The organism is Erythrobacter sp. S43 (assembly GCF_057364955.1).
In genome coordinates this window covers 819132-842807 of sequence record NZ_CP200285.1, presented here as the reverse complement: position 1 = coordinate 842807, position 23676 = coordinate 819132, and the positions used below count along the sequence as shown (strand labels likewise).

Sequence of the window (23676 nt, the reverse complement as noted above, 5' to 3'; positions counted from 1 at the left end):
CCGTATGAAAGGATGAGGATTATGAACAAGTCAGTTGCAACGATCCTGCTGCTCGCTTCAACCGCGACGATCGCCGCCTGCGCGAAGAAGGCTCCGCCAGAGCTTCCGCCCGCACCGACCGGTCCGATCGACACATCCGGAACGCCCACTCCGACACCGGCGCCCACATCAACGGTTCCACAGCCGGGATCGCAGCGCCACTTCGAAGGAGCTGTGGGCAGCGCGACGACGATCTACTTCGACACCGATCGCTTCAATATCGACAGCGCCGATGCCGCCGCGCTTCAGGCACAGGCGACATATTTCGCACGCTATCCGCAGCTGACCTTCACCGTTGAAGGCCACGCCGATGAACGCGGGACGCGTGAATACAACCTTGCACTGGGTGAACGCCGCGCCAACGCTGCGAAAAACTATCTTGTGGGGCTGGGTGTGTCAGCCGAGCGCATTCGCGTGATAAGCTATGGTAAGGAGCGCCCGGTAGAGCTCGCTTCGAACGAGGCGGCATGGTCAAAGAACCGCCGCGCCGCCAGCGTGATGATCAATCCGTAAGGCTTGCTGATAGAGCGTTCAGGCCGGGCAGCGTCTCGGCCTGAGCAGCTACTGCGTCTGATGAAGCGGATAACTCCGCCGCATAGTCGCGCACACTCAGCGTCAGGCACAGACTCACCATCGCAAGCGCTGAAAACAGGCTGGAAATTTGCAGCTGGCGGCTCATCGACTTTGCTTTCTTGCTCTCGTTGGTCACGCGCCACTAGCGCGGATTTCTAAATGATCTGTTGCAATGCAACATTTCACAATGAAACTTGTTCCCACATCGTTGCATTCACTGCCAGCGTGCGTAGATTAGCCGCACAATGCCCTCGACCAACAACATGACACCCGATGCCTAAGGCGCGCCGCTCCGATGATTGGGGCTTTCCGCGTTGGCGGCCCTATGGTTCTTCGCGCGAAACCACCACTGTGCGCATCTGCGACCGGCATGGTTGCGATGAGCCAGGTGATTGCCCCGCGCCCAAATCCCCCAACAGCCCGGACCGCTGGTATTTCTGTCAGGCGCATGCCGCCGAATACAACAAGGGCTGGGATTACTTCGAAGGGCTCGACAAAGAGCAGAAGGAAGAGCGGGCCAAGGCCGAGCGGCAGGAAAGCGCCGGATACGCCGAGGCCTCGCATTATGGCTGGTCCGGATCAGGCGACGGATCGCGCAGCGCCGATGAGATGCGCGCGCTGGAGGTGCTGGAGCTAGAGGCCGATGCGGACTTCACCGCGATCAAGAGAGCTTACCGTGCGAAGGCCAAGGTGGTTCACCCCGACGTGAAACCCGGCGACGAAGAAGCCGCACAGGAGTTCCAGAAGCTGCAATTGGCCTATGATGTGCTGCGGACGGCAGAGGAACAGCGCGAGTGGCGGGGGTAAAGGGCGACCCTTTATTGGGATGAACTTGCGAAGCCAGACACGAAGGCGAAGCTCTTGACGGCGTTCCCGACTTTATCGAGCGCAGGATAAAAACGAGCGTTCTTAATCGCTCTTTCACACGCATACGCCTCGAAGTCGCTGCCTCTATGCTCGTCTAGCAGAACGCAGCTATCGACCTCGCCGTCCTGGTTGACGATCAATCTCATATCAAACGTCCGTAGTTTGCTGCCTGACGATATGCTGGCCAGTCGGCGGAGGATCGGACGCATGAATCCGTATGACTTCGGCTCGGTGATCTTTCGGCTGAGGGAACGTTGAACATCTGGATCGAGGCCCCAAGATTCTATCAGCGCGCTCATACAGTCATTCAGGACAGCCATTGGCTCTTCGAGGTCCAATGGAATTTGGAAATCGGATTTGAATGCATGAGAAACGGTTAGCGGGACTATTCCTTTACCGCCGTTAGAAAGCTTGAAGTAATCGTTCGGTACCGTCGACCGAAATCCTTTCCAATCGCCATTGCTGATGTTGAATGATGAGGTGTGTCGCATCTTTTCACCTCCTGACCCGAATTGAGTTACAGGAGGCGAAGACGTGAACTTCAGTCGATCGGAGATCAGGCTGATTTCGAAATGGTGTTCCGGGGCATTTTGTCGCAGCTCGAAAACCAATGTCCCGTCGGCCACGCTATAGTGTCGCTGAAGTATGCAAGCTTCTTCAGCAAGCGAAGCTCTCCAAGGAGATTGTTGTTCAGCAATAAGCAGCTCTTCGGCGGCGAGCACACCCGACTGCGGAGTAAGGGCCAACGCAACTGACGTGAAAAGAGCTTGCTTCCAACGCTTCATATCACTCTTTTTTATCACGAAACCCCGGTTCTGACGAGCTCGTATTGATCGCAACCGGCGGATTGTCGTTCCACCATGGCGTGTCGGTCCATGGGCGCACATCGACCTCGAAACTCCAGCAGCTGCGCGGTTGGTGGGCGAGGTGCCAGTAAGTCTCGGCAATCGCGGCTGGATCGAGCACGCCGTCTTCGCCCTTTGATGCCTTGTACGCCTCGAACTTGTCACCCAGCAGCTTGCCAAGAGTGTCGGGCGCGTCGACCGGGCCATCGACCACGATATGTGCCACGTGGATACCTTGCGGAGCGAATTCGGCGTTGAGCGTTTGGCAAAGCATGCGCCGCCCACCGATGGCTGCAGCGTGGCTGTGCTGACCTGCATTACCGCGCATGGCGGAAGTGGCTGAAGTCACCAGCAAGGTGCCGTGCCCGCGCTCGACCATCGCCGGAAGCATCGCTTGCGCAAGCCGGAAAAGGGCAAAGCTGGTCATCCGCCAGCCAAGCTCGAACGCCTTGTGCGGAGTGTCAAAAAACTTGCGATTGCCGATCTGCGCGCCGAGGTTGAACAGACAGACTTCAATCGGGCCGACATCACGTTCAACCTGCTCGACCAGTTCCTCGATCGTGCCGTCCTGAACCGCGTCGATCAGCGTTCCGGTGGCGGTGCCGCCTTCAGCCTCGATCTCGGCGATCATGCGAGCGAGGCCCTCTTCATCAGAGCGCCGCGCCAGCACCGTGTGGTAGCCGCCCTTCGCAAAGCGCTTGGCGGTGTTGCCACCGATCCCTGCGCCTGCACCCAGCACGAGGCATACGGGTTTGCGTTCACTCATTGCTTTCTCCCTCGGCACAGGTTTAGCTCGCGCCAAGGGGAAGGCAATGCTTCAAACGTGCTCCAATGCCTGCGCAAAGTCGGCGATCAGGTCGTCCGGGTCTTCGATCCCGATGCTGATGCGCACGAGGTTGTCGGTGATGCCGAGCGCGTCCTTGCGCTCTTGAGGCACAGACAGGTGCGTCATCGCCGCCGGGTGGCTGGCAAGCGTCTCCGTGCCGCCAAGGCTGACCGCGAGCTTCGCGATCTTGAGGTTGTCGAGGAAGCGGAAGCACTCCTCTTCGCCGCCCTTAATGAAGACGCTGAAGGTCGAGCCTGCGCCAAGGCAGTGGCGGTCATAAATATCCTGCTGACGCGCATCATCGATCATGCCGAGATAGCCGAGGCCCTCGACCTTGGGATGGCTCTTGAGGAATTCGCACACTTTGGCCGCGTTCTCGCCCGCGCGCTGCATGCGCAGCTCCACGGTTTCGAGCGAGCGGAGCAGCATCCATGCGGTGTTCGGATCGGCGATGCCGCCCATCGTGTTGCGCAACGCACGAATGGCGTCGATGAAGCGCTTCTTGCCCGCAACGCTCCCCGCGACGAGGTCAGAGTGGCCGCCGACATACTTTGTGAGTGAGTAAACGACGAGGTCTGCGCCGTGCTCCAGCGGACGCTGCCACAGGGGGCCGAGGAAGGTGTTGTCGATAGCGATGGGGCAGCGGTCTGCATTGAAGTGCTTGTCGCGCGCTGCAGCCACAGCTTCCACATCGACCAAAGCGTTGGTCGGGTTGCCGGGGCTTTCGAGATAAATCAGCGGCACTTCGCCGCCTTGCGCTTCGGCCTGCGCCTTCGCTTTGACCATCACCGCGTCGAGCTCTTCGGGCGTCGCGCCGGCAGGGAAATCGATATAGGTCACGCCATACTTCGCCATAGTCTTGGCGACGAAGCCTTCCGAAGCCGCATAAAGCGGGCCGGAGTGGACGATCACGTCACCTGCCTTGCACGCGGCGAGCATCAGGATGGCGATGGCGGTCATGCCGCTCGAGAAGCTCAGTGCTTCTTCAGCGCCGTCCCAGATTGCGAGGCGGTCTTCGAGGATTTCCTGGTTGGGCGCGTTGAAGCGCGAATAGACGAGGCCTTCCGCGCCACCCGGACGCTTGCCGGTGATGCCTTCAAAGTGGCGCTTGCCATCGGCCGCGCTGGGGAAGGCGAAGGTAGAGGTGAGGAAGATCGGTGCCTTGAGTGAGCCCTCGGACAGTTCTGGATCATAGCCATGGCCCATCATCAGCGTGGAGGGCTTCAGCGGGCGACCGTCAATCGTGGTCGTCTTTGGCTTGGGCTTGCGGCGCGGGGTCGGGGTGGTGGTGGCGTCAGCAGGGATGTCCGTCATCGCGGCGGTCCTTCCTTTAAGTACGCTCCCAGGAAGGCAGGAGCCGATTGGAGAGCCGGAACGGGCACCCGCTTCTAACCTCCGCAGAAGCGCATCTCCCCCTCGGTCATGCAATGCCTGTCAATTACCGCTAACTGGTATCAGTTGCAACCGGTTCGGTAGGCCATCCACCATCGCGCGAAGGGCGGGGAAAATCGCTTCACCATTGCGGTGTCGCTGTGCCATAAGTGATGCAAAGCCAGCACAGGACATGCCGTGGACCCCAAAGCCGTTACGAAGATTTATCTCGATGCCAACGAGCTGCTCGAGCTGTCCTTTGCGCTCGCCAACCAAGTGGTCGAATCCGGCTTTGTCCCGACGCACATCGTCGGCATCTGGAGGGGCGGGGCGCCCATCGGGATCGCGGTTCAAGAGCTGCTCGAACGGCGCGGTTATGACTGCGACCATATCGCCATCCGCACATCGTCCTATACCGGCATCAATCAGCAGGCGCGGTTGGTGAAGGTCTATGCACTGGGATATCTGATCGACACACTCAATGCTGAGGACTCGCTGCTGATCGTCGATGATGTGTTCGACACCGGCAAATCGGTTGAGGCGTTTATCAACGAGCTGACCAAACGCTGTCGCCGCAACACGCCAGGCACGATCAAGATCGCCACCGTGTTTTACAAGCCGAGCAAGAACCAGACCGAGCTGACCCCTGATTTCTTCATCCGCCAAACCGAGGATTGGCTGATCTTTCCGCATGAGCTGGACGGGCTTACCGATGATGAAATCCGGGCGAACAAGCCCGCCGCGGACGAAATTCTAAGACTGAGTGGAAAGAACCAATGACTGATACCCGCCATGCCTTGATCGACGCGATCCCCAAGGCCGAACTGCACCTGCATATCGAAGGCTCGCTAGAGCCGGAGATGATGTTCGCGCTCGCCAAGCGCAACGGTGTGACGCTGCCATATGCCAGTGTCGAGGAGGTGGCGGCGGCCTACAATTTCTCCAACCTTCAGGAGTTTCTCGACCTCTATTACCTGGGCATGGGCGCGCTGGTCGAGGAGCAAGACTTCTACGATCTGACGATGGCCTATTTGGAGCGGGTCAACGCAGACAATGTGCGTCACGTCGAGATCTTCTTTGATCCGCAAGGTCACACCGAACGCGGTGTTCCGTTTGAAAAGGCCATTGGCGGTATCCTGCGCGCGCTGGATGACGGGCAGGACAAGTTCGGCATCACGCATAAGCTCATCATGTGCTTCCTGAGGCATCTCTCCGAAGAGGAAGCCTTTGCGACGCTGGAAGAGGCGACACCATGGCTCGACCGGATTGAAGGGGTGGGACTGGATTCCTCCGAAGTCGGCCATCCGCCGGAGAAGTTTGCGCGTGTTTTTGCGAAGGCGCGTGAGCTTGGCTTGAAACTGGTCGCACATGCTGGCGAGGAGGGACCACCCGAATATGTGTGGCAGGCGCTCGACACGCTTCAGATCGACCGCATTGACCACGGTAACCGCGCACTGGAAGACAGCAAACTGGTCGAACGGATTGTGGACGATGGGCAGACGCTGACTGTGTGCCCGCTCTCCAATCTCAAACTGTGCGTGATCGACGATATTGCCGACAGTCCGGTCAAAAGCATGCTGGAGCGCGGGATCAAGGCGACCGTCAACTCCGACGATCCTTCTTATTTCGGCGGCTACATCAACGACAATTATCGCGCGATCACCGATGCACTCGACCTCAGCGCCCAGGATATCACCGCGCTGGCGGTCAACTCCTTCGAGGGATCATTCCTGAGCGACGAAGAGAAGGCCGAGCATATAGCTAAGGTGCGCGCAGTCGCCGCCGGGGCTTGAGAAAAAAGGAAGTAGTCAGTTGAACCGCTTTCCTGTCTGATACGATCATAAGAAAACCGGTCGCATTCTGAGTATTCGGTCTGCCCTGTATGGGCGGACAGGGGAGAGGCTTATGACAAACGACCCGTTCCAGATGCAGCGCGAGCTGCGTTACGGCGCGCCCGTCTGCGATCAAATCCTGACCGGGCGGCATTTCACCATCGGCTATTCATGGTACTTCCGGCAGGCCAAGTGGACGCTGGAAATCATCAATCGTGACCGCGAATTGGTCAATGATTTGGATGGTGTTGAACGCAAGGATGCATTTCGCGCCGACACCCGTATTCCCAAGAGATTCCGTGCCGGTCTGAAAGCCTATGTCGGCAGTGGATTCGATCGTGGTCATCTGGTGGCGAGTGCCAATCAGGATCTGCAGGAAATCCAAAACTCGGAGACCTTCCTGCTGTCAAATATGTCGCCGCAAGCGCCGCGTTTCAATCAGGGGATTTGGCGCGATCTCGAGCATGAAATTCGGGAGCTTGATAAGCGTCCCAGCACAGCGGAAACTTATGTGCTGACTTGTCCGGTTTTCTATTTTGGCGAGAAGGTGGAGCGGATCGGTAAGGAGCAGGAAGACTTCGGGATCAGCGTTCCCGTGCCACATGCCTTTATCAAAAGCGTTCTGGTGGAGAACAAGCGGGGCCGGTTCCGGCTATGGACGTTTGAAATTCCGAACAAGAAGCAGACCGAGCCGCTCGAAAGCTTCCTCGTCAAGACATATGATGCCGAACAGATCGTAGGCGGACGGTTTTGGGACCGAATTTCAGGCGGTGATCTGCACAACTATAAAAAGCGCGCTGGCAAGATGTGGTGAGGGGCCTCAGGCGAAGGTCGCAATCGCGAAGACCACGCCAACGATCAGGAAAATCCCGACAAGATCGAGCACCAGCCCTGCGCCCACCATCCGTTCTATCCGGATGCGGCCCGTCGACCATGCAATGGCATTCGGGCCTGTCCCAGCGGGCAGCATAAATCCCCAGCTGGCCGCAAGCGCGGCTGGCATAGCGAGCAGGATTGGGTCCGCACCCAACGCCACCACAAGAGCGGCTACTACGGGTATGATCCCGCTCGCGGTCGCGACATTGCTGGCGAACTCGGTGATTACGACGATCATCCCCACCACCGCAATCGCGACGGCAATCAATGGCCAGTTTTCGAGCGGCAAGAGCGCCTGACCCAGCCAATCGGCGAGCCCCGACTTCTGCATGCCAGCCGCGAGCGCGAGGCCTCCGCCAAACATCATGATCACGCCCCACGGCGCACGGTCGGCCTCTTTCCAGATCAGCAGCGGTCGCCCCGTGCCGTCCGGCAGTAGGAACAGCGCGAAGCTGGCAATCACCGCGATGGTGCCATTGGTCCATGATCCGGCGGGCATCCAGTCTTTCACCCACGGCACCGTCATCCATGCGAGAAAGGTAAGGAAGACGACCGGGATCAGCCGTTTTTCCGCCAAACTCCAACCCGCATGCGTGTCTATCGCCGCGCGGGCTGCGCTGACATCAAACGGATGGTCCGCGACGTGCTGGAATTTGGCGATGATAAACGCCGCTAATGGCACGCCAAGAATGACGATTGGCAAGCCGTACATCGACCATTGGATAAAGCTGATCTCGACCCCGATGCTTGTGTCGAGCAACCCGACAGCGATGGCATTGGTGGGTGAGCCAACCAGCGTGCCAAGCCCACCGATGCTGGCAGCGAAAGCGATACCCATAGGCAGGGCGCCTGATAGGCCTTCACGATCATCTTCCAGCATGCCGCCGCCTGCCAAAACGGCCAGCGCCATCGGCATCATAATGAGAGAGGTCGACGTGTTGGAAATCAGCATCGAGAGCAGCGCTGCGCTGATCATGAAGGCAAGCAGCAATTGCGTCTGTCCGCCCTTGCTGCCGATCGCTTTCAAGATCGAGAGGCTAAGCCGTTTGTGCAGCCCCGTGCGTTCGATTGCGAGGGCGATAAACGCTCCGCCCAGAAGCAGGAAAAGGATTGGTGAGTAGTAGGTGCTCGCTGTTTCGCGTGCATTCGAAATGCCGCCGAACGGGAGAACTACGAATGGCAGCAATGCCGTCGCGGTCAGCGGCACTGCCTCTGTCATCCACCAACTGGCCATCCAAACGACCAATCCGGCAACCAGCCACGCTTCCGCGCTCATCCCTGCAGGTGGGGCAGTGAATGCGGTGATAGCGAAGATGAGCGGTCCAAAGACCAGTCCGATCCGGCGGGCTGTCAAAGTTGGTGCTCCTGCAAATACCATCGCCAAGTTCGTCTTGTGTCCATCGGTGACGTCGAGCGCTCCGTCAACCGCCCCAGAAAAATTGGCGGACCGGCGGCTCATCCGGTACTGTCGTATCTATGAGCGAAGACCGCACGATATCTCCTGTCGAGGGCCAACCAAACGAACGACAGATCGCGCAAACTTTGGCGCAGGCCTTTCAGGATGATCCCGCGCTTGCTTGGATACTGCCTGATCCTGATGTTCGCTTCAGAGTTCTGCCTCGCTTCTTCAACGTGATGATCGAGCAGTCGCTGCGGCACGGTAATGCCTACACCTCGTCAGCAAGCGAGGCAGCCGCGCTGTGGTATCCGCCCGGTGTGGTTAGGGATCAAATGCGTGTGCGTTTGTGGGATGATCTGCGGCTGGCTGGAGTGTTTAAGACGGCGCTGCCACGCGGCTTGAAAGTTGCCGAGGCCATGTACGCACGGCACCCCGATCCGCAGCCTTACCACTACTTGCGCTATGTAGGTGTTGCGCCGGATTCTCAGGGGAAGGGATGGGGCGGCACCATCGTGCGCGACGGGATAGCCCGCGCCGCAGCAGACGGATGCGGTGTGCTGCTGGAAACCGCGACTGAGAGTAATGTCGCGATTTACACCCGGCTCGGGTTCACCATCACCGATGAATGGTCAGTGCCTGGAGGCGGGCCCAAATTTTGGACCATGGTGCACCCGGCACCCTGACCTTTACTGAACCTCTTTAGGAGGAGCGCTGGGATCGTAGTCACCAACCGTGACCGTGCCAGTGCGTATGCCTTTGCGATAAGCGCGGTTCAGCTTCTGTGCGCGCTCAAACATCAATCGTTGCGCGGCACGGTCCACAACCACCTTCTCGGCAGCGCATAGACCTTCCGGGTTCGCACCATTGGTCGGAATTCCGCCACCAGTGCGCCCTTGCAGGCAGACATTCGTAAGACCAGGATCGCTGCGTCCGTTGATCATGTCCGCAATGTCGCCCTCGTAGCGGTTGAAGGCAACGCGCTCTTTCTTCGAGATCAGTTTCTTCACATCATCTCGCGCAAATTTGCCAAGGTGCGCGCGGATTGATTGGTCATCGGTGAAAAAGAACGGCTGCGCTTCTTGGTAAATCTTGCTGATGCGCAGCTCTTTGCCCCACGCCTCTATACCACGCAGCGAATTGACGAATTCTTCGGCACCCAGCGAAAGCAGGAAATCTACATTTGCGCCGTTGAACGCTGTGCGCTGCAAAGACGGTCCGCCAATTTCACCGCGCCAAAAGCCGTAGATGACGCGCGGGTCCTTCCAGTTCGGGTAAACGATCTTCTCGCGAATATCGCGCGGGCTCAACTCCACTCCGCCCACGGTAACCAACTTGGCATCCTGAAGCGTCGCATTATTCGATCCAAAACGCCGTTCAGCCGGTTCGCGCATCGGGTACTCGCTCGCCAACGCTTCAATCACCGCCACATTGTGCAGGTTGATCCAGAAGGCGAGCTGCTCATTGCGGGGAAGAGTGCTCACTTCGAGCGAACCGCCCACCCGCTCCAGATCCCGACGATACTCGGTTATCGCCTTGCGAATACCCGGTGTCAGGAATGAGAACGCCACGCGATTGCCTTCAAGGCGATAGCGTGAGGTGTGGCCGTACACGAACCGCGTGCCCGTTCCCGGATCAACCCGGCGTGCCCCCTGTCGCAATGAAGGCCCCATCGGGATGACAAACCAATCGAGCGCTTCGTCCCAATGCGCATAGTCAATTCGGTGCTCACGCCTTTCGGCTGCGGGGGCGAACCGTGAATAGGGATTTTCGGAGCCTGTTGAAGGAGCGCTCTGCTGCGCAGATTTCAGCGTAACAGAAGACACCGCCTCCGTGCTTTCTGCTGCAAGTGGTGCGCAAAGGCACGAGGCTGCCAAAACAGCTGCTACGGCACGCACGTGGGGCAAGTGCTTCACGTCAAGTCTCCTTGTGAGTTCGATAGGGTCGCTACTTAACTTCGCTCGAGTTTTTGTCCTGGCCAGGCAAATCGATATCGCTGAATGTCACCGTGCCTGTCGGGATACCGTTGCGGACCATCCACTCGAACTTGCGCGTTCGCTGTTCCAGCAGATTCGCCATTGATGCCGGAATGCGGAAGCTTCGCGGCCTTCCGGTCTGCCCATCGACCAGATTGGTGTAACTCGGCTCGCGCGCTCCGCCAGCTAAATCCGCAATATCATGCTCACGGATCACAGCGCGCGTTTCCTCGGTTTTCGCCATGATCTCGCTTACGTCTTCGCCTGCATAGATAGCGAGGTGCGCGCGCACGTCATTTTCAAAGTCAGGAAAGAAGAATGGCGCCGCTTCAGCGTAGAGCTCTGATACATCAAGCCGCTTGCCGCGTTTTTGGGTGCCGCGCAGCGAGTTGATGAACTCCTGGGCGGTGCTGTCGAGAAGTCCCGAAACATTCCGCGCGTTATACGCCTCACGTCGAAGCGCCGGGCTGCCGATTTCGCCACGCCAAAAGCCGTAAATGACCTTAGGGTCCTTCCAGTGTTTGAAGACAATCTCTTCGCGAATATCACGCAGGCTCAGTTTGACACCCTCGACTGAGATGAATTTGGCATCATCGAGAGGCACACCATCGATCTTGAATTTCCGCGGTTGGCGCATGGGCCAGTTTGCTGAAATCTGCTCAACCATCGCGACGTTGTGCAGGTTGTACCAATAGGCCAACTGTTCGTTGCGAGAGAGTGATTGAATATCGAGGATATCAGCTGTCGCCTCCAAATCACGGCGATACTCGGCAAAGCTGTCGATCACGTCTTTGGTAAAAAAGCTGAAGAGCATCATCGAGCCTTCAAGCCGGTAGCGTGAGTCTGGTCCATAGATCCGGCGTGATCCTGTGGCGGGGACTGGTTTGCCTAGTGACTTGCGGATCGAAGGTCCCATCGAGAAAACGGTGTTGCGCAGAGCATGGTCCCAAAGCGAATAGTCAATCCTGTGGCGGATGGGATTAGCGCTTGGTTTGAAAGTCGAAAAAGGGCTTTCCTCGGCGACGAGAATAGCCTGCTGCGTCTCCGGTTTGGTGTCTTGGACGTAGTCGCTTGAGGGGATCACTTCGGCCTCTGCCAAAGCGGGCATCGCCATCGCTGAGACCAAGGCGCCAAGGAGACCAAACTTACAATACGAAAACCGCTGCATCAGGCGACTCCTGTCTAAGGATGGATAGAGGGTAAGACAAAACTAGGACCTTTGGTGCTTGATGTTACATAGTCTCTCAAAATTATCTTTCTTTTTCAATGACCAATGTGTGCGCCAGTTCCGACTGGCAATTTTCGCTCCCCCGCTTGAAAGGATGATTTATTGGCTCTTTTGGGAAATTCTAATTGAGCACACGAAAAAGGCCGCCAATTGCTTGGCGGCCTTTTGCTTTATGGTTCGTGATGAGGCGGGATTATTGGACTTCGCCGTCATTCTCCTGACCAGGAAGATTGATCGTGCCGACCGTTACAGTGCCGGTGCGCTTGCCATCGCGGATCAGCTCGTCGAGCTTGCGCTGGCGCTGCACTAACAGGCGCGCCATGCTTTGCGGGATGCGGAAGCTGGTCGACACGCCATCCGATGTGATGTTGGTGTATGATGGTTCACGCACGCCGCCGGCAAGATCGGCGATGTCATATTCGGTGATCGAAGCTTCGGTCTTGGTCGTACGGGTCAGGATGTCTTTGACCTCAGGCTCGGCATACTTCTCAATATGAGAGCGCAGGTCGTCCGCGAAATCGTCGAAATAGAATGGCGCCGCTTCCAGATAGACTTCAGAGACCTGAAGCTTCTTTCCAATCTTCTGAGTGCCGCGCAGGGAGTTCACGAACTCGCGGGCGCCGCGATCAAGCAGGATTCCAACATTGTTGGCGCTAAACGCTTCACGCTGCAGCGCAGGGCTTCCGATGTCGCCGCGCCAAAAACCGTACATGACTGCAGGATCTTTCCAGTTGGGAAAGACAATCTTTGTGCGAATATCCTTGGGGCTCAGCTTCACGCCTTCAACGGTGATGAACTTGGCATCATCGAGCGGCACACCATCAATCTTGATTTCGCGCGGCTGGCGCACAGGCCAGGCATTGCCGATCTGCTCCATCATCGCGACATTGTGGAGGTTGATCCAATACGCCAGCTGCTCATTGCGGCTGAGCGACTGGATATCCAGCTTGTCAGCGGTGGCTTCCAAGTCGCGGCGATACTCAGTGAAACTGTTGATGATGTTCCGGTCCAGGAACGAGAACATCACCCGCGTCCCTTCAAGGCGGTAGCGCGACACGTGGCCATATTGGCGGCGCGAACCGAAACCGGGATCAGGCCGGCCCGCGCTTTCACGTGTGGACGGCCCCATCGAGATGACCAGATACTTCATGGCTTCGTCCCAGATCGAATAGTCGATCGTGTGAACGATAGGATTGCCTTTGGGCGCGAAGGTCGCAAATTGCGGTTCGCTGCTTTGCGCGGACGCAGGGGCGGAAAGCGCAAACACGCTCGTGGCGAAAGCAAGGGCGAGAGCCTGAGAACGGGCGGGGAATATCGTCACAGTCTTCAAACCTTTCTCAAAAATGGGCCCGTCTTTTGGGGGATTAAAGACGGGCCATAGGTCACGTGGCGTGTTGCCTGCGACGACCCGGTTGAAACAGGGGGGAGCCGTAGCCGCCGCGTGACTGATTGTATAACTTAAAGAAGCATACGTGTGTTCCCGCCAATCGGTTGCATATTGCAGTTTGTCGATTGCGGTCGCTGTTTGTCGTCTCAAATTGAAGAAGGGCGGGCAATCCGGAGATCACCCGCCCTTGTGATTTCAATCGTTTGCCGGCCTACTTCGGCGCCAGCACCATCAGCATTTGACGGCCTTCGAGGCGCGGGAAGGCTTCGACCTTGGCGATTTCCGCCACATCGTCCTGCACTCGCTTGAGTAGGTCCATGCCTAAATGCTGGTGCGCCATTTCGCGGCCGCGGAAGCGCAAGGTGACCTTCACCTTGTCGCCGTTGCCGATGAACTTGTTCACGTTGCGCATTTTCACATCGTAATCGTGCGTGTCGATGTTGGGGCGCATTTTGACTTCTTTGATATCCTGCGTCTTCTGCGTCTTACGGGCGAGGTTCGCCTTTTTCTGCGCTTCGAAGCGGTACTTGCCGACATCAAGGAATTTGCACACCGGCGGATCGGCGTTGGGCGAAACTTCAACAAGGTTCAAACCCTTGTCCTGCGCCTGCTCGACCGCTTCATTGGTGAACATCACGCCAAGGTTCTCGCCTTCGTCATCGATAACGCGGACCTTGGGAACTTGAATAAACTGATCATAACGAGGGCCGCTTTTCGTAGGCGGGGCCATCTGACGCCGAGGTGGACGGGCTATGTGGTTTCTCCTGATGTAGCCTGAGTCTTGATGAGGGTTATGTAGGGAGAAAGCCGCCGAAATTCCAGCGGAGTCTCACGCCGCTGCACGATAGAGTGGGAATGTGACCAATTTGCCCTTTGCAGGCAGCACCGCGTCGATCTGGCTGGCGGGCTGCAGCGCTTTGATAATCTCGGGCGAGCCCGCGTCCATCCCACCGGTGTAAGCGCCGAAGGCGGGGGCGATCATACGGTCGCCGTACCCTGAGGTACGGCTGATGACGCCGCACGGGCGGGCGATGTGGCGGTCGCGTACCTTCACGCGCATCTTGGGGTGATAGTGACCCGACAGTTCCGGCTTGGTCTCGCCCTGCCTTGCTTCGTGCCGCAGAATGACGCCGCCGATCTCCATTTCTTCGCACAATTCAGCACCGAATGCCCGGTGCATCTGTTCGTCATGGTTGCCGGTGATCCAGACCCAATCGAGCGCGCGGATCAAAGACTCCAACATGCCCGCAGCATATGCGTCGAGGCGGTGCGTGCCCGCATCATCATGGAAATTGTCGCCCAGCGTAATCATCCGCCGCGCGCCCGTGATCTTCACCGCATCTGCCACCCGTTCCAGAGTCTCGCGGCTATCATAGGGTGGCAGCATCTGGCCCGTCTGAGCGTACCAGCTGCCTTTTTCCAGATGCAGGTCCGCCACCAGCAAAGCACGCTCGGAAGGCCAGTACAGAGCGTTGTTCTTGAGCAAAACAAGCTCGTGACCGGCGAACTCCAGCGGTGCGCCTGAATCAGGCGGGAACGAAACAGGAACCATACCTGGCATCTGACGCGCCGAAGCCACTTTGGCAAGTGCGCTGTTCGCAAGACTCCAGTTGACTCGGTCAGTGTCAAAGCGGATGGACACGAGGACTGTCACGGCAATGGCCCTGACGCGCACTGGGATGAGGATACGCATGAGCGATTGGACTGACCACACCGGCAAGGCGAAGGCATGGTTCGAAAGCTTGCGCGACCAGATATGCGCTGCATTCGAGAGTATCGAGCGCGATGCCGGCTCCGACGCGTCATTTCAGTACACACCTTGGGAGCGCGAAGAAGAGGGCAATGACGATCCCGGCGGCGGGGTTCAGGGCCTCATGAAAGGCAAGGTGTTCGAGAAGGTCGGCGTCAATGTCTCGACGGTGCGCGGTACCTTTTCAGAGCAGTTCGCCAATCAAGTGAACGGCGCCAGCGTTGAGCACCCCGAATTCACCGCGACCGGCATCAGTCTGGTCGCGCATATGAGCAACCCGCATGTGCCCGCAGTGCATATGAACACCCGCTTCCTGACCACTCAGGCTGCGTGGTTTGGCGGCGGCGCGGACCTTAACCCGCCAATCCCTTATGAGGATGACACCGAGGAATTCCATGCCAGCATGCGCGCAGCCTGCGCGGCGCATAACCCGACTTATTACGAGCGCTACAAAAAGTGGGCTGAGGAGTATTTCTACATCCCACACCGCGAAGTGCATCGTGGCGTTGGCGGCATCTTCTACGACCACCTAGAGTGCGAAGATGACGCATCCTGGGATCGCAATTTCGCTTTCACACAGGATGTCGGCAAAGCCTTCCTCGACATCTATCCCAAGCTGGTGCGTAAGCGGATGGACAGCGATTTCAACGATGCAGACGTCGCCCAGCAGCTCGAATATCGCGGGCGCTATGCCGAGTTCAATCTGGTCTATGACCGGGGCACGATCTTCGGCCTGAAGACGGGAGGCAACATCGACGCCATCCTGATGAGCCTACCGCCCAGAGCGACTTGGAGCTGAGACCACAACGATAATGCTTGCAGCGCGGCGAACTCCACCGCACATTGGTGTCAATGCTGCGCCAGTATGAACTCGTTGAGAAGGTCAAGGATTACGACCCGAGCGCCGATGAGGGGCTGCTCAACCGCGCCTATGTCTACACGGTGCAGAAACACGGCACGCAGAAACGCGCGAGCGGGGATCCGTATTTCAGCCATCCGGTCGAAGTTGCGGGGTTGATGACCGATCTGCAGCTCGATCAGGAAACGATCATAACCGCGCTGCTGCACGACACAGTAGAAGATACGCTAGCGACTATCGAGGATATCGAGGCCAACTTTGGCTCAGATGTCGCAAGGCTGGTCGACGGGGTGACCAAGCTTTCGAAAATCGAACAAATGCCAGAGAATGAGCGCGCGGCGGAGAACCTGCGCAAGTTCCTGCTGGCGATGTCAGAGGACATCCGCGTTCTGCTGGTGAAGCTCGCCGACCGGCTGCACAATATGCGCACGCTTCACTTCATCAAAAAGCCGGAAAAGCGCCAACGGATCGCGCGTGAGACGATGGATATCTACGCGCCGCTTGCCGAGCGGGTGGGCATGTACGAATATATGCGCGAGATGCAGTTGCTCGCTTTCGAACAGCTGGAACCCGAAGCCTTTCACACCATCACCAAGCGGCTCGAAGAACTTCGCGGACAAGACGGCGGGCAAGTCGACGCGATTGCGCTGAAGATCAAGCAGGCTCTGGCCGAGGCGGGGCTTCAGGTTGAGGTGATGGGGCGCGAGAAGCACCCCTATTCCATCTGGCAAAAGATGTCGGAACGCCATGTCAGCTTTGAGCAAGTCACCGACATCATGGCATTTCGGGTCATCACCGACAATGAAGCGGACTGCTATGCGGCGATGGGCGTTTTGCACACGACGTGGCAGGCGCTGCCTGGGCGGTTCAAAGACTATATCTCGACGCCCAAAACTAATGGCTATCGCTCGCTTCACACCTCACTGATGTATGAGAATTCGATGCGGGTGGAGGTGCAGATCCGCACGCGGGACATGCATCAGCGCAACGAATTCGGGCTGGCGGCGCATTGGGCATACAAACAGGAAGATCGCGCGGATGGCGCGGTAGGATGGTTGCGCGATCTGATCGAGATTGTTGATGCGAGCCACGACGCCGAAGAATTGCTCGAACACACCCGGCTGGCGATCTATCAGGATCGCATTTTCGCTTTCACCCCCAAGGGTGCGCTGTTCCAGCTGCCTAAGGGTTCAACGGCGGTCGACTTTGCTTTTGCTGTGCACACCGATCTCGGGCTTTCCTGTGTCGGAGCCAAGATCAACGGGCGTCACATGCCGCTGCGCACACAGCTGAACAATGGCGATGTGGTGGAGATTATCAAAGGCAAAGCGGCCGAACCGCAATTGGCTTGGCTCAGCTTCGTAGTGACAGGAAAAGCGCGGGCAGCCGTGCGGCGCGCTGTGCGGTTGAAAGAGCGCGAAGAGATCGCCTCTATCGGGGCGAAGCTGTTTGACGAGATCGCGGCGCGTGTCCCCGCGCGCATCGGTAAGAAGGCGATCCGCTTGGCCGTCGATCGGCTAGAGCTCGATGATACCGAAGACCTGATGTTCGCTATCGGCTCAGCCAAGCTGACTGATCGCGAAGTTATGGAAGCGCTTGTGCCCGGCTGCACAGCTGAGTTTAAAGACGAACAAGACTGGGCCAACCACGAACGCAAGATTTCGATCCGTGGCCTGACGCCGGGCGTCGCGTTCCAGCTTGCGGAATGCTGCCATCCTGTTCCCGGAGACCGCATCGTTGGCCTGCGCCGCAAGGGTGAGACGGTTCTTGTGCACTCGATTGATTGCCTTGAGCTTGCCAGCGGCGTCGATACGGACTGGCTGGACCTTAGCTGGGGTAAGCGCTCGCACGGAGCGATCGGGCGGCTGAGCGTAACGCTCTATGACCGTCCGGGCACGCTGGCTGAGATGGCGGGTATCTTCGCGCAAAACAAAATTAATGTGACCAGCCTTGAGCAGACCCAGCTGGATCATCCGTTCACCACCTACGAGATCGATGCAGAGGTGCAGGACCTTGCTCACTTGTCTCGCATTCTCAGCGCATTGCGTGCCAGCGATGCAGTGGCACAAGCTGAACGCATTTAAGCTTGGCGATTGTCGGGCTCTATCACATCCAGATTGCCATCCCTGCTGCTAGTCGATGAATTGACCGCTTAACTTGCGGCCCAATTGGCGACCGCGTGGAAGAAATGAAGCGACGGTGAAGATGGTTAAGCGCTAGTTTACGTCTCTTTAATTTCCCGATTTTACATTTCGAATATCGAAGGCGGGCAACCTAACTCCAAGTTGTCCAAAATCCGGGGGCCGATGTGACGTCGCAAACACATGATTTTCAGTTCGAGGACGACATAGACGAAACGGCTAGCGCATCGTGGATCGATCGCATGTCGCTAACGAAGAAGCTCAATCTGGCCGTGTTCGGGAACACCTTTGTGCTCGGCCTTGTCGCTGTTCTCATGCTGGGAGGTACCTACCTGCTGGGTCAGGGTGGTCACGCTCAAACCATCCTTGCATCGGTCGAAGTGAGTGCCAACAATGCCGCCATCGCTTTGGTCGATGCTGAAGCGGGTCTTGAACGCGCGGAACAAGGCGAAGATGACGCGGGCCTCGAGCAGGCAAAGACGGCCCTTCAGACTGCCAAAGAAAGACTGGATGATCCCATTCAGTTTGCAGGCGAAAACATGCCTGACGAGCTTGGCGCAAGGCTTGTCGGGTTTCGGAACCGCGTGTCAGACATTGCTGAACGCTTAGGCGAATCCGGCGTGACAAGCGATCAAGCGTCCAGCCTGCGCGGTGAAACGGCAAAACTGTACAGCGAGACCAGCAAATTTGCAGTTGAATTTCATGACGTCGCCGCATCAAGCGCGGACGAGTTGTTCGCCAGCATCACGCGTTTCTTGATGTGGTTTGTCGCCATCTTGGCAGCTGGCATCGCTCTATCTTTGTTCGGGGCGCGCAAGATCGTTCGCAATGTTGCGAGCGGCATTAGCGATATCACGCGGGCCATGGAAGATGTCGCCGAAGGTCAGGTCCAGACACAAATTCCCGGCCGTGATCGCGAAGACGAAATTGGCGCCATGGCCCGCGCACTGACTGTCTTCCGCGCGTCATCTCTCGAACTGCGCGATCTCAACGCCGAGCGTGCGATCGAAGCAGAACTGCAATTAAAGCAGGAGCTGGAGCAATCCCAAAGCGAGCGCGAACTTCGTGACGAAAAGGGAGTTATGCTCGCAGACCTTTCACAGGATTTCGAAGTGTCGGTTGGGAACGTCATCACCGCCGTCTCTGCCGCGTCAGATCAACTTGAAACCACGTCAAAAGGGATGGTGGGTCTTGCGGAGGAATCTGCGGAGCAATCATTGGAGGCGAGTAACGCCATGGCGCTGGCTTCCGACAATGTGACCGCTGCTGCGGCTGCAACCGACGAATTCGCACTCTCCATCGCCGAAATCAGCAAGCAAGCAACGGCCTCTGCAACCCTCGCACGCGAAACCAGCACAGTTGTCGATACAGCCAACACCCGCATGGAAGCGCTTGCGTCGGCGGCGGACGAGATTGGCGAGATTGCCGATCTGATCGCCACGATTGCCCAGCGCACCAATCTGCTCGCGCTCAACGCCTCGATTGAGGCGGCGCGCGGCGGTGAGGCTGGACGAGGATTTGCCGTGGTTGCAAGCGAGGTGAAAGAGCTTGCTACGCAGACCAGCCATGCAACCAACAGCGTCGCAGAGAAGATCGCGGCGATGCAGAGCACCACGTCTTCCAGTGTCTCGGATCTCAACTCGATCGTATCTCAGATCGACAAGCTCGAACAGACTTCGATCATGATTGCCAGTGCGGTTGATCAGCAAAGCATGTCGGGCGAGGAGCTCGCCCGGAACATCGACACTGCGGCTAAAAGCGCAACTGAAGTGCGAGCCAAGCTGGACAAGCTGCGCGAAGCCTCTCTCGCGACCGGATCGGCCGCGTCACAAGTTCTCGCAAGTGCCAGCGAGCTGGGACTTCAGGCCGATGATCTGCACGGAAAGTCAACACGCTTCATCGCCGATGTGCGTGGCTCTTCGAGTGACTTCTCCGCCGACGACAACGCCGAAACCGTGATTGCTGGAGCTTAGAGAAGCTCCAGCTGCACTTTGATCAGATCGTCAGCGGCGATACTTTCGGCGCGCATCACCTTCTTGCTCACCAACAGCACCCATTCGGATTGCTTTGATTGCGGGAAGACCGAGCTTTTCCATGTGGTGTCGCCGATGGTCGCGATCACCTTGACCGAACCGAAGCCTCGCCCCTTGCCGAATTCGAGCCGGTGCAGCCTCGCATGCATGGCGATGGCTTCGGCCTCACCGCCTTCAAAAATGACCAAATGATAGGTTCCGCGATCTCCCTGCCAACGGCGAAGGGGCAGGGTGGCGGTGACTTCCTCAGTCACTCCGCCGCAACCGCTCGGATCGGCACAGGGATATTGCAGATATCTGCGCCGCCTGCGGGCTGAATAAAGAACGGGTCACGGCGGTTTGCGCGGGCCTCGGCGTATTTGGCGAACGTCTCGCTTTCGGTGCTGAGATACTCGTAACGCGGTTGCTCGGCTTCGGGCAGGTCAGCTGCCACACGCACCGAGAGAATTGGCGTGCGCTTGTCCGCCTCTTCCTCGGTGTAAAACCCCAGCGCACCCGACCCGCGCGGCAGTGAGGAGAGGTGCTTCATCCCGCTGATAATCCGACCGACCAGCGCGATATTGCGATCGAGATGGCGCGGCGCATGACCGATCACGGTGTAGAGCTCAGCGCCGGATCCGGTATCGGGCGAGTAGTTCCGGCCCACCCCGACCATGCCGTAGCAGTGGACGGGCCAAAATTCGAATTCTTCCTCGCCCTGCGCGCCGGCAAGTGGCCAACCTTCGTAGAACTCCGCCCAACCCGAATAGGGATCACGCTCTCTCCATCCGTCGGGAAATTTTTCTGAACGCGTGCCAATAATATCGAAGGGCACGTCGCCGTCGGAACCTAAGGTGATTGCGCTTGCGGCAGCATCAGCCGCCATTGCTGCAGCTTCTGCTGCGGAGTTTTCTAGTTGCGAACCGAAGCATCGATCATCGATGAAATCCGCAGTATAGCATTCCTCCTCTATTACCTTCAGACCCTCAGGCAGCGGCTTGGCTTTCTCCGCGTCTTCGCTGTTCGCATCGCCCCATTGCACGACGTAATTGTCCTGCACCCGGTTTACGGTGATGCCGTCATACCACTGGGCGCGGGCGAGAGTTTTGATGTTGCTGATCCACCCCTGGCTGAATGGTGGCGGCATCAGCTGGATGATGACTTTGCGTGGCTCGCCATCCGCTTCGGGCGCAAGCGTCATCATCAGCAGGTCTTCCGCTGCAATGGCCACCCATTCCGACTGAGGCGCAGCGTTGACGATCTCGCCGGGCGAGGGCGCGGGTCGCGCCGTGTCTTGAGCCGAAACGGGAAGGGTGAACGCCAGCGTGGCGGCGGCCAGAAGAGTGTTTCTCATGCTAAGAGGGTGGCACTATTCCTCTCAAACAAAAACCCCCTTCCGCGCGTTTTCGAGGGCGGAAAGGGGCTCCTGAGACAGCGTTCGCAGCGAATGCCGATTGCGCGCAGCGCTGTCCAATGGCGGTGCAATACCACGTGACCGCGAGTCGTCCCAAACACGCCGTCATCCTGCGTCTTGCGAAGCGATCATTTCATGGCTAGAGGCCAGCCCCTGCCGACATGGCAAGCGGAGACGTGGCCGAGTGGTCGAAGGCGCACGCCTGGAAAGTGTGTATACGGTAACCCCGTATCGTGGGTTCGAATCCCACCGTCTCCGCCACCCAGCCCCAGACCTCCTAGGGTTTTGGCGCCAAAGTCCAGAAGATGTCCTAAAAGGCGTCCTAACCGAAGCGCGGTAGGGCGCTCAATCGCCCTTCACGCCAAGTGTTATCATTGTGAGCTCGGAACTGAGCCTACGCGCAATCATCGGACGGCTGATCTCCTCAGCGTCGCGGAGTTAGCGGACAGTCGGCAATCGACCCAATTGCAGCCATTCGCAACTGCCAGATATTTGATGACTTCGGTTAGATATATTTAAGCGCTAGCTGGCATATCATAAACTCATGTCGGGCCAATTGAGGCGCATGATCGCTTCTAAAGAAAGTGTTGTGAGAATAGTTTGTGACAAAGACCAGCTCACTTTCACCACTAGTCTTAGTATGTATCGGCGTGGGGTTTGCTGCGGCGCTCCAGTTCTGGCCAATCGAGCCAGGTGGCACTGGAGCGGCTAGAGGCCTTCTCGAACTTCTGAACCTATTCGTTACTACGTTCGGCCATTTCGGGGCTGGACTTACGGTCTTTGCACTCTTCCTCATCCTAGCGACCAACGCATGGTCGAAAAGTTCAACCAATAAGCTTCATCGTAGCTCCGAAGATTTGAACTCGGTCAAGGTACTAGACGGTGTGGAAGCTGATGATCTCGCTTTAGATAATCAGGTGCAACGAAACGGAGAAGCAGAATCTGTGGTTGCGTCACCAAACGAGGTGGTGCGTATGGAGTCTCTACCTGTCAGTTCGTTTGGACGAAAGAACGCTTTTTTGGGCAATGACAGAAAAGGGACAAAAGAGCGAATTACCATGAACAAACTAGAGACTGACGAACCGGTCGTTGATCGTGAAGTTGCCTCGGTTCTTGATCGCTTTGGCGAAGGAAGTCCCGAGACAAACGCTATCGCAATAAGGGCCGCGATCAGAGCATATGACGGCATCACCGGCATAGCATATCACTCAATCAACGGCATCGAAGAGGTCCAAGACCAAACAATTCTGCAAAGCGCTCGCCTGTTGCTGAGCGCATGGGCGAACCAAGCCTTCTCTTTCGAGTTAACCGATCAGGTAGTGCTAAAGCTTAAGCACTTTGATAGCTTTTTGTCGCGCTTCGATGAACGTTACCCGGAGTGGATCGGGTCGGCGAACCAAGGTTATAATGATTACCATGTCGCCCACATTGGCCGAATGATGGAATCTGGAAGGAAGGTTGCGGAACTCGTCCGGTGGGCGGCTGGTGGAGTTCCAATCGACATAACACCAAGACGCCGTGTCTATGGCTTTTTCGACAACCTACCTTCGATGGATGAGCATCAATGGCCTGACTTTCAGCGCGATGCAGTTGTTCGCGATGTGGGCAAATTATCATCCGGTCGCCATTCAGGTCTGAATGCGGCTCAATTGCTCTGGGCGCCTCTCTGGCATTCTCAAGATGCACAGGGATACGATGCACACAGACTGGCAAGCAGATTTGCCGTCGTCGCAGGGATCGGTCAGAAAACCTACCTTCCTTACAGTTTCTGCGATTGGCTGAGTGAGAGGCGTGTAGGGACAACGATTAGAGGCGGACCTTACCACAAAGAGAAGGAAAGATATCGCCGTATTGTCGATCTGGATCATAATTGGGGTGATGGGATGGAGGTCGATGCGGTACACCGTTCCATCGGCTATCTACTTACCACAAGCTTGGACTCCAAGTTCTGGAAGCATGCACATCCAAAGCTAAGAGATGAAGCATCTGAGAAGTCGATGAACGCACGGGATGGAGGTCATACAGCCAATTAGGTGCAGAGATGCACTCATAGAGTGCTAGGCTAGGTGACAAATCTAAACGTCTGCTTTCACCCCCACTAACGGCCTTACTGACCCTTTAGAGGCGATCGTGAGAGCCGACCGGTGGCATTGGCGGTAGCCTGACCGAATGCGGCTGGTCTGCTTTCGACCCACTTGCTGACGTTCGGGCTATTGCCAAGTAGTGGCCGATTTCGACAAAATTTCGGGGGGACCAGACCCCCATAATAGTTCGGTCACGTGGT

General features: G+C 57.5%; 22 protein-coding genes and 1 tRNA gene. 11 read left to right on the top strand and 12 right to left on the bottom strand.

Annotated features, from left to right (window positions below):
• Positions 1 to 21 precede the first annotated feature (21 nt).
• Positions 22 to 552, top strand: a complete 531-nt coding sequence (gene pal / locus AC0V6K_RS04100) for a peptidoglycan-associated lipoprotein Pal (RefSeq protein ID WP_472625057.1) — start codon at positions 22 to 24, stop codon at positions 550 to 552.
• Here pal and AC0V6K_RS04095 read toward each other — a convergent pair.
• The gene (locus AC0V6K_RS04095; RefSeq protein ID WP_486172559.1) at positions 542 to 748 is read right to left on the bottom strand and encodes a hypothetical protein; all 207 of its coding nucleotides are present in this window, start codon (positions 746 to 748) and stop codon (positions 542 to 544) included. The genes pal and AC0V6K_RS04095 overlap by 11 nt on opposite strands.
• Positions 749 to 885: 137 nt before the next feature.
• Here AC0V6K_RS04095 and AC0V6K_RS04090 point away from each other — a divergent pair, with 137 nt between their 5' ends.
• Positions 886 to 1419, top strand: coding sequence for a J domain-containing protein (locus AC0V6K_RS04090; RefSeq protein WP_472625053.1), 534 nt, complete (start codon positions 886 to 888; stop codon positions 1417 to 1419).
• 11 nt (positions 1420 to 1430) lie between these two features.
• On the opposite strand, the gene AC0V6K_RS04085 is transcribed toward AC0V6K_RS04090, so the two are convergent.
• From AC0V6K_RS04085 to AC0V6K_RS04075, 3 genes are read right to left on the bottom strand one after another with little or no spacing between them, the layout of a single operon-like run.
• Positions 1431 to 2264 (bottom strand): energy transducer TonB, encoded by an 834-nt coding sequence (locus AC0V6K_RS04085; protein WP_472625051.1) that lies wholly within the window; start codon positions 2262 to 2264, stop codon positions 1431 to 1433.
• A 1-nt stretch (position 2265) separates the two neighbouring features.
• Positions 2266 to 3090, bottom strand: a complete 825-nt coding sequence (locus AC0V6K_RS04080; protein ID WP_472625049.1) for an SDR family NAD(P)-dependent oxidoreductase — start codon at positions 3088 to 3090, stop codon at positions 2266 to 2268.
• A gap of 51 nt (positions 3091 to 3141) precedes the next feature.
• The gene (locus tag AC0V6K_RS04075) at positions 3142 to 4464 is read right to left on the bottom strand and encodes a cystathionine gamma-synthase family protein (protein WP_472625047.1); all 1323 of its coding nucleotides are present in this window, start codon (positions 4462 to 4464) and stop codon (positions 3142 to 3144) included.
• Between the two features lie 255 nt (positions 4465 to 4719).
• On the opposite strand from AC0V6K_RS04075, the gene AC0V6K_RS04070 reads away from it, so the two are divergent.
• The 3 genes from AC0V6K_RS04070 to AC0V6K_RS04060 all read left to right on the top strand — a co-directional run bounded on the left by AC0V6K_RS04070 (position 4720) and on the right by AC0V6K_RS04060 (position 7167).
• Positions 4720 to 5301: a phosphoribosyltransferase gene (locus tag AC0V6K_RS04070; RefSeq protein WP_472625045.1), complete on the top strand. Its 582-nt coding sequence runs from the start codon at positions 4720 to 4722 to the stop codon at positions 5299 to 5301.
• Positions 5298 to 6314 (top strand): adenosine deaminase, encoded by a 1017-nt coding sequence (locus AC0V6K_RS04065; protein WP_472625043.1) that lies wholly within the window; start codon positions 5298 to 5300, stop codon positions 6312 to 6314. The genes AC0V6K_RS04070 and AC0V6K_RS04065 overlap by 4 nt, the downstream gene beginning before the upstream one ends.
• A 112-nt stretch (positions 6315 to 6426) precedes the next feature.
• Positions 6427 to 7167 (top strand): DNA/RNA non-specific endonuclease, encoded by a 741-nt coding sequence (locus AC0V6K_RS04060; RefSeq protein ID WP_472625041.1) that lies wholly within the window; start codon positions 6427 to 6429, stop codon positions 7165 to 7167.
• Between the two features lie 6 nt (positions 7168 to 7173).
• On the opposite strand, the gene AC0V6K_RS04055 is transcribed toward AC0V6K_RS04060, so the two are convergent.
• Positions 7174 to 8607, bottom strand: coding sequence for an SLC13 family permease (locus tag AC0V6K_RS04055; RefSeq protein WP_472626016.1), 1434 nt, complete (start codon positions 8605 to 8607; stop codon positions 7174 to 7176).
• A 98-nt stretch (positions 8608 to 8705) separates the two neighbouring features.
• Between AC0V6K_RS04055 and AC0V6K_RS04050 the strand changes: the two genes are divergently transcribed.
• On the top strand, positions 8706 to 9311 hold the full coding sequence (locus AC0V6K_RS04050; RefSeq protein ID WP_472625039.1) for a GNAT family N-acetyltransferase: 606 nt from the start codon (positions 8706 to 8708) through the stop codon (positions 9309 to 9311).
• 3 nt (positions 9312 to 9314) lie between these two features.
• Here AC0V6K_RS04050 and AC0V6K_RS04045 read toward each other — a convergent pair whose 3' ends face one another.
• The 5 genes from AC0V6K_RS04045 to pdeM all read right to left on the bottom strand — a co-directional run bounded on the left by AC0V6K_RS04045 (position 9315) and on the right by pdeM (position 14768).
• Complete coding sequence (locus AC0V6K_RS04045; protein WP_472625037.1) at positions 9315 to 10541, bottom strand: DUF547 domain-containing protein; 1227 nt, start codon at positions 10539 to 10541, stop codon at positions 9315 to 9317.
• A 31-nt stretch (positions 10542 to 10572) separates the two neighbouring features.
• A complete protein-coding gene (locus AC0V6K_RS04040; RefSeq protein WP_472625035.1) occupies positions 10573 to 11769 on the bottom strand; it encodes a DUF547 domain-containing protein in 1197 nt (398 codons plus the stop codon).
• Positions 11770 to 12022: 253 nt separating this feature from the next.
• Positions 12023 to 13150 carry a DUF547 domain-containing protein gene (locus AC0V6K_RS04035; protein ID WP_472625033.1) on the bottom strand — a complete coding sequence of 376 codons (1128 nt, stop codon included), beginning with the start codon at positions 13148 to 13150 and terminating at the stop codon, positions 12023 to 12025.
• A gap of 277 nt (positions 13151 to 13427) precedes the next feature.
• Positions 13428 to 13946: a translation initiation factor IF-3 gene (gene infC / locus AC0V6K_RS04030; protein WP_472625031.1), complete on the bottom strand. Its 519-nt coding sequence runs from the start codon at positions 13944 to 13946 to the stop codon at positions 13428 to 13430.
• 99 nt (positions 13947 to 14045) lie between these two features.
• Positions 14046 to 14768 carry a ligase-associated DNA damage response endonuclease PdeM gene (gene pdeM / locus AC0V6K_RS04025; protein ID WP_472626014.1) on the bottom strand — a complete coding sequence of 241 codons (723 nt, stop codon included), beginning with the start codon at positions 14766 to 14768 and terminating at the stop codon, positions 14046 to 14048.
• A gap of 139 nt (positions 14769 to 14907) precedes the next feature.
• Between pdeM and hemF the strand changes: the two genes are divergently transcribed.
• The 3 genes from hemF (at position 14908) to AC0V6K_RS04010 (ending at position 19939) form a co-directional block, all read left to right on the top strand.
• Entirely contained in the window at positions 14908 to 15765 is an 858-nt protein-coding gene (gene hemF, locus AC0V6K_RS04020) for an oxygen-dependent coproporphyrinogen oxidase (RefSeq protein ID WP_472625029.1), read from the top strand.
• A gap of 53 nt (positions 15766 to 15818) precedes the next feature.
• Positions 15819 to 17909, top strand: coding sequence for a RelA/SpoT family protein (locus tag AC0V6K_RS04015; RefSeq protein WP_472626013.1), 2091 nt, complete (start codon positions 15819 to 15821; stop codon positions 17907 to 17909).
• Between the two features lie 224 nt (positions 17910 to 18133).
• Complete coding sequence (locus tag AC0V6K_RS04010) at positions 18134 to 19939, top strand: methyl-accepting chemotaxis protein (RefSeq protein ID WP_472625027.1); 1806 nt, start codon at positions 18134 to 18136, stop codon at positions 19937 to 19939.
• Here AC0V6K_RS04010 and AC0V6K_RS04005 read toward each other — a convergent pair.
• Positions 19936 to 20253 carry a DUF1905 domain-containing protein gene (locus AC0V6K_RS04005; RefSeq protein ID WP_472625025.1) on the bottom strand — a complete coding sequence of 106 codons (318 nt, stop codon included), beginning with the start codon at positions 20251 to 20253 and terminating at the stop codon, positions 19936 to 19938. The two genes, AC0V6K_RS04010 and AC0V6K_RS04005, sit on opposite strands and share 4 nt — an antisense overlap.
• Positions 20250 to 21332, bottom strand: coding sequence for a peptidylprolyl isomerase (locus tag AC0V6K_RS04000; protein ID WP_472625023.1), 1083 nt, complete (start codon positions 21330 to 21332; stop codon positions 20250 to 20252). The genes AC0V6K_RS04005 and AC0V6K_RS04000 overlap by 4 nt, the downstream gene beginning before the upstream one ends.
• A 230-nt stretch (positions 21333 to 21562) precedes the next feature.
• Here AC0V6K_RS04000 and AC0V6K_RS03995 point away from each other — a divergent pair.
• Both AC0V6K_RS03995 and AC0V6K_RS03990 read left to right on the top strand, forming a co-directional pair.
• A tRNA-Ser gene (locus AC0V6K_RS03995) sits at positions 21563 to 21653 on the top strand.
• 389 nt (positions 21654 to 22042) lie between these two features.
• A complete protein-coding gene (locus AC0V6K_RS03990) occupies positions 22043 to 23425 on the top strand; it encodes a hypothetical protein (RefSeq protein ID WP_486172558.1) in 1383 nt (460 codons plus the stop codon).
• Positions 23426 to 23676 lie beyond the last annotated feature (251 nt).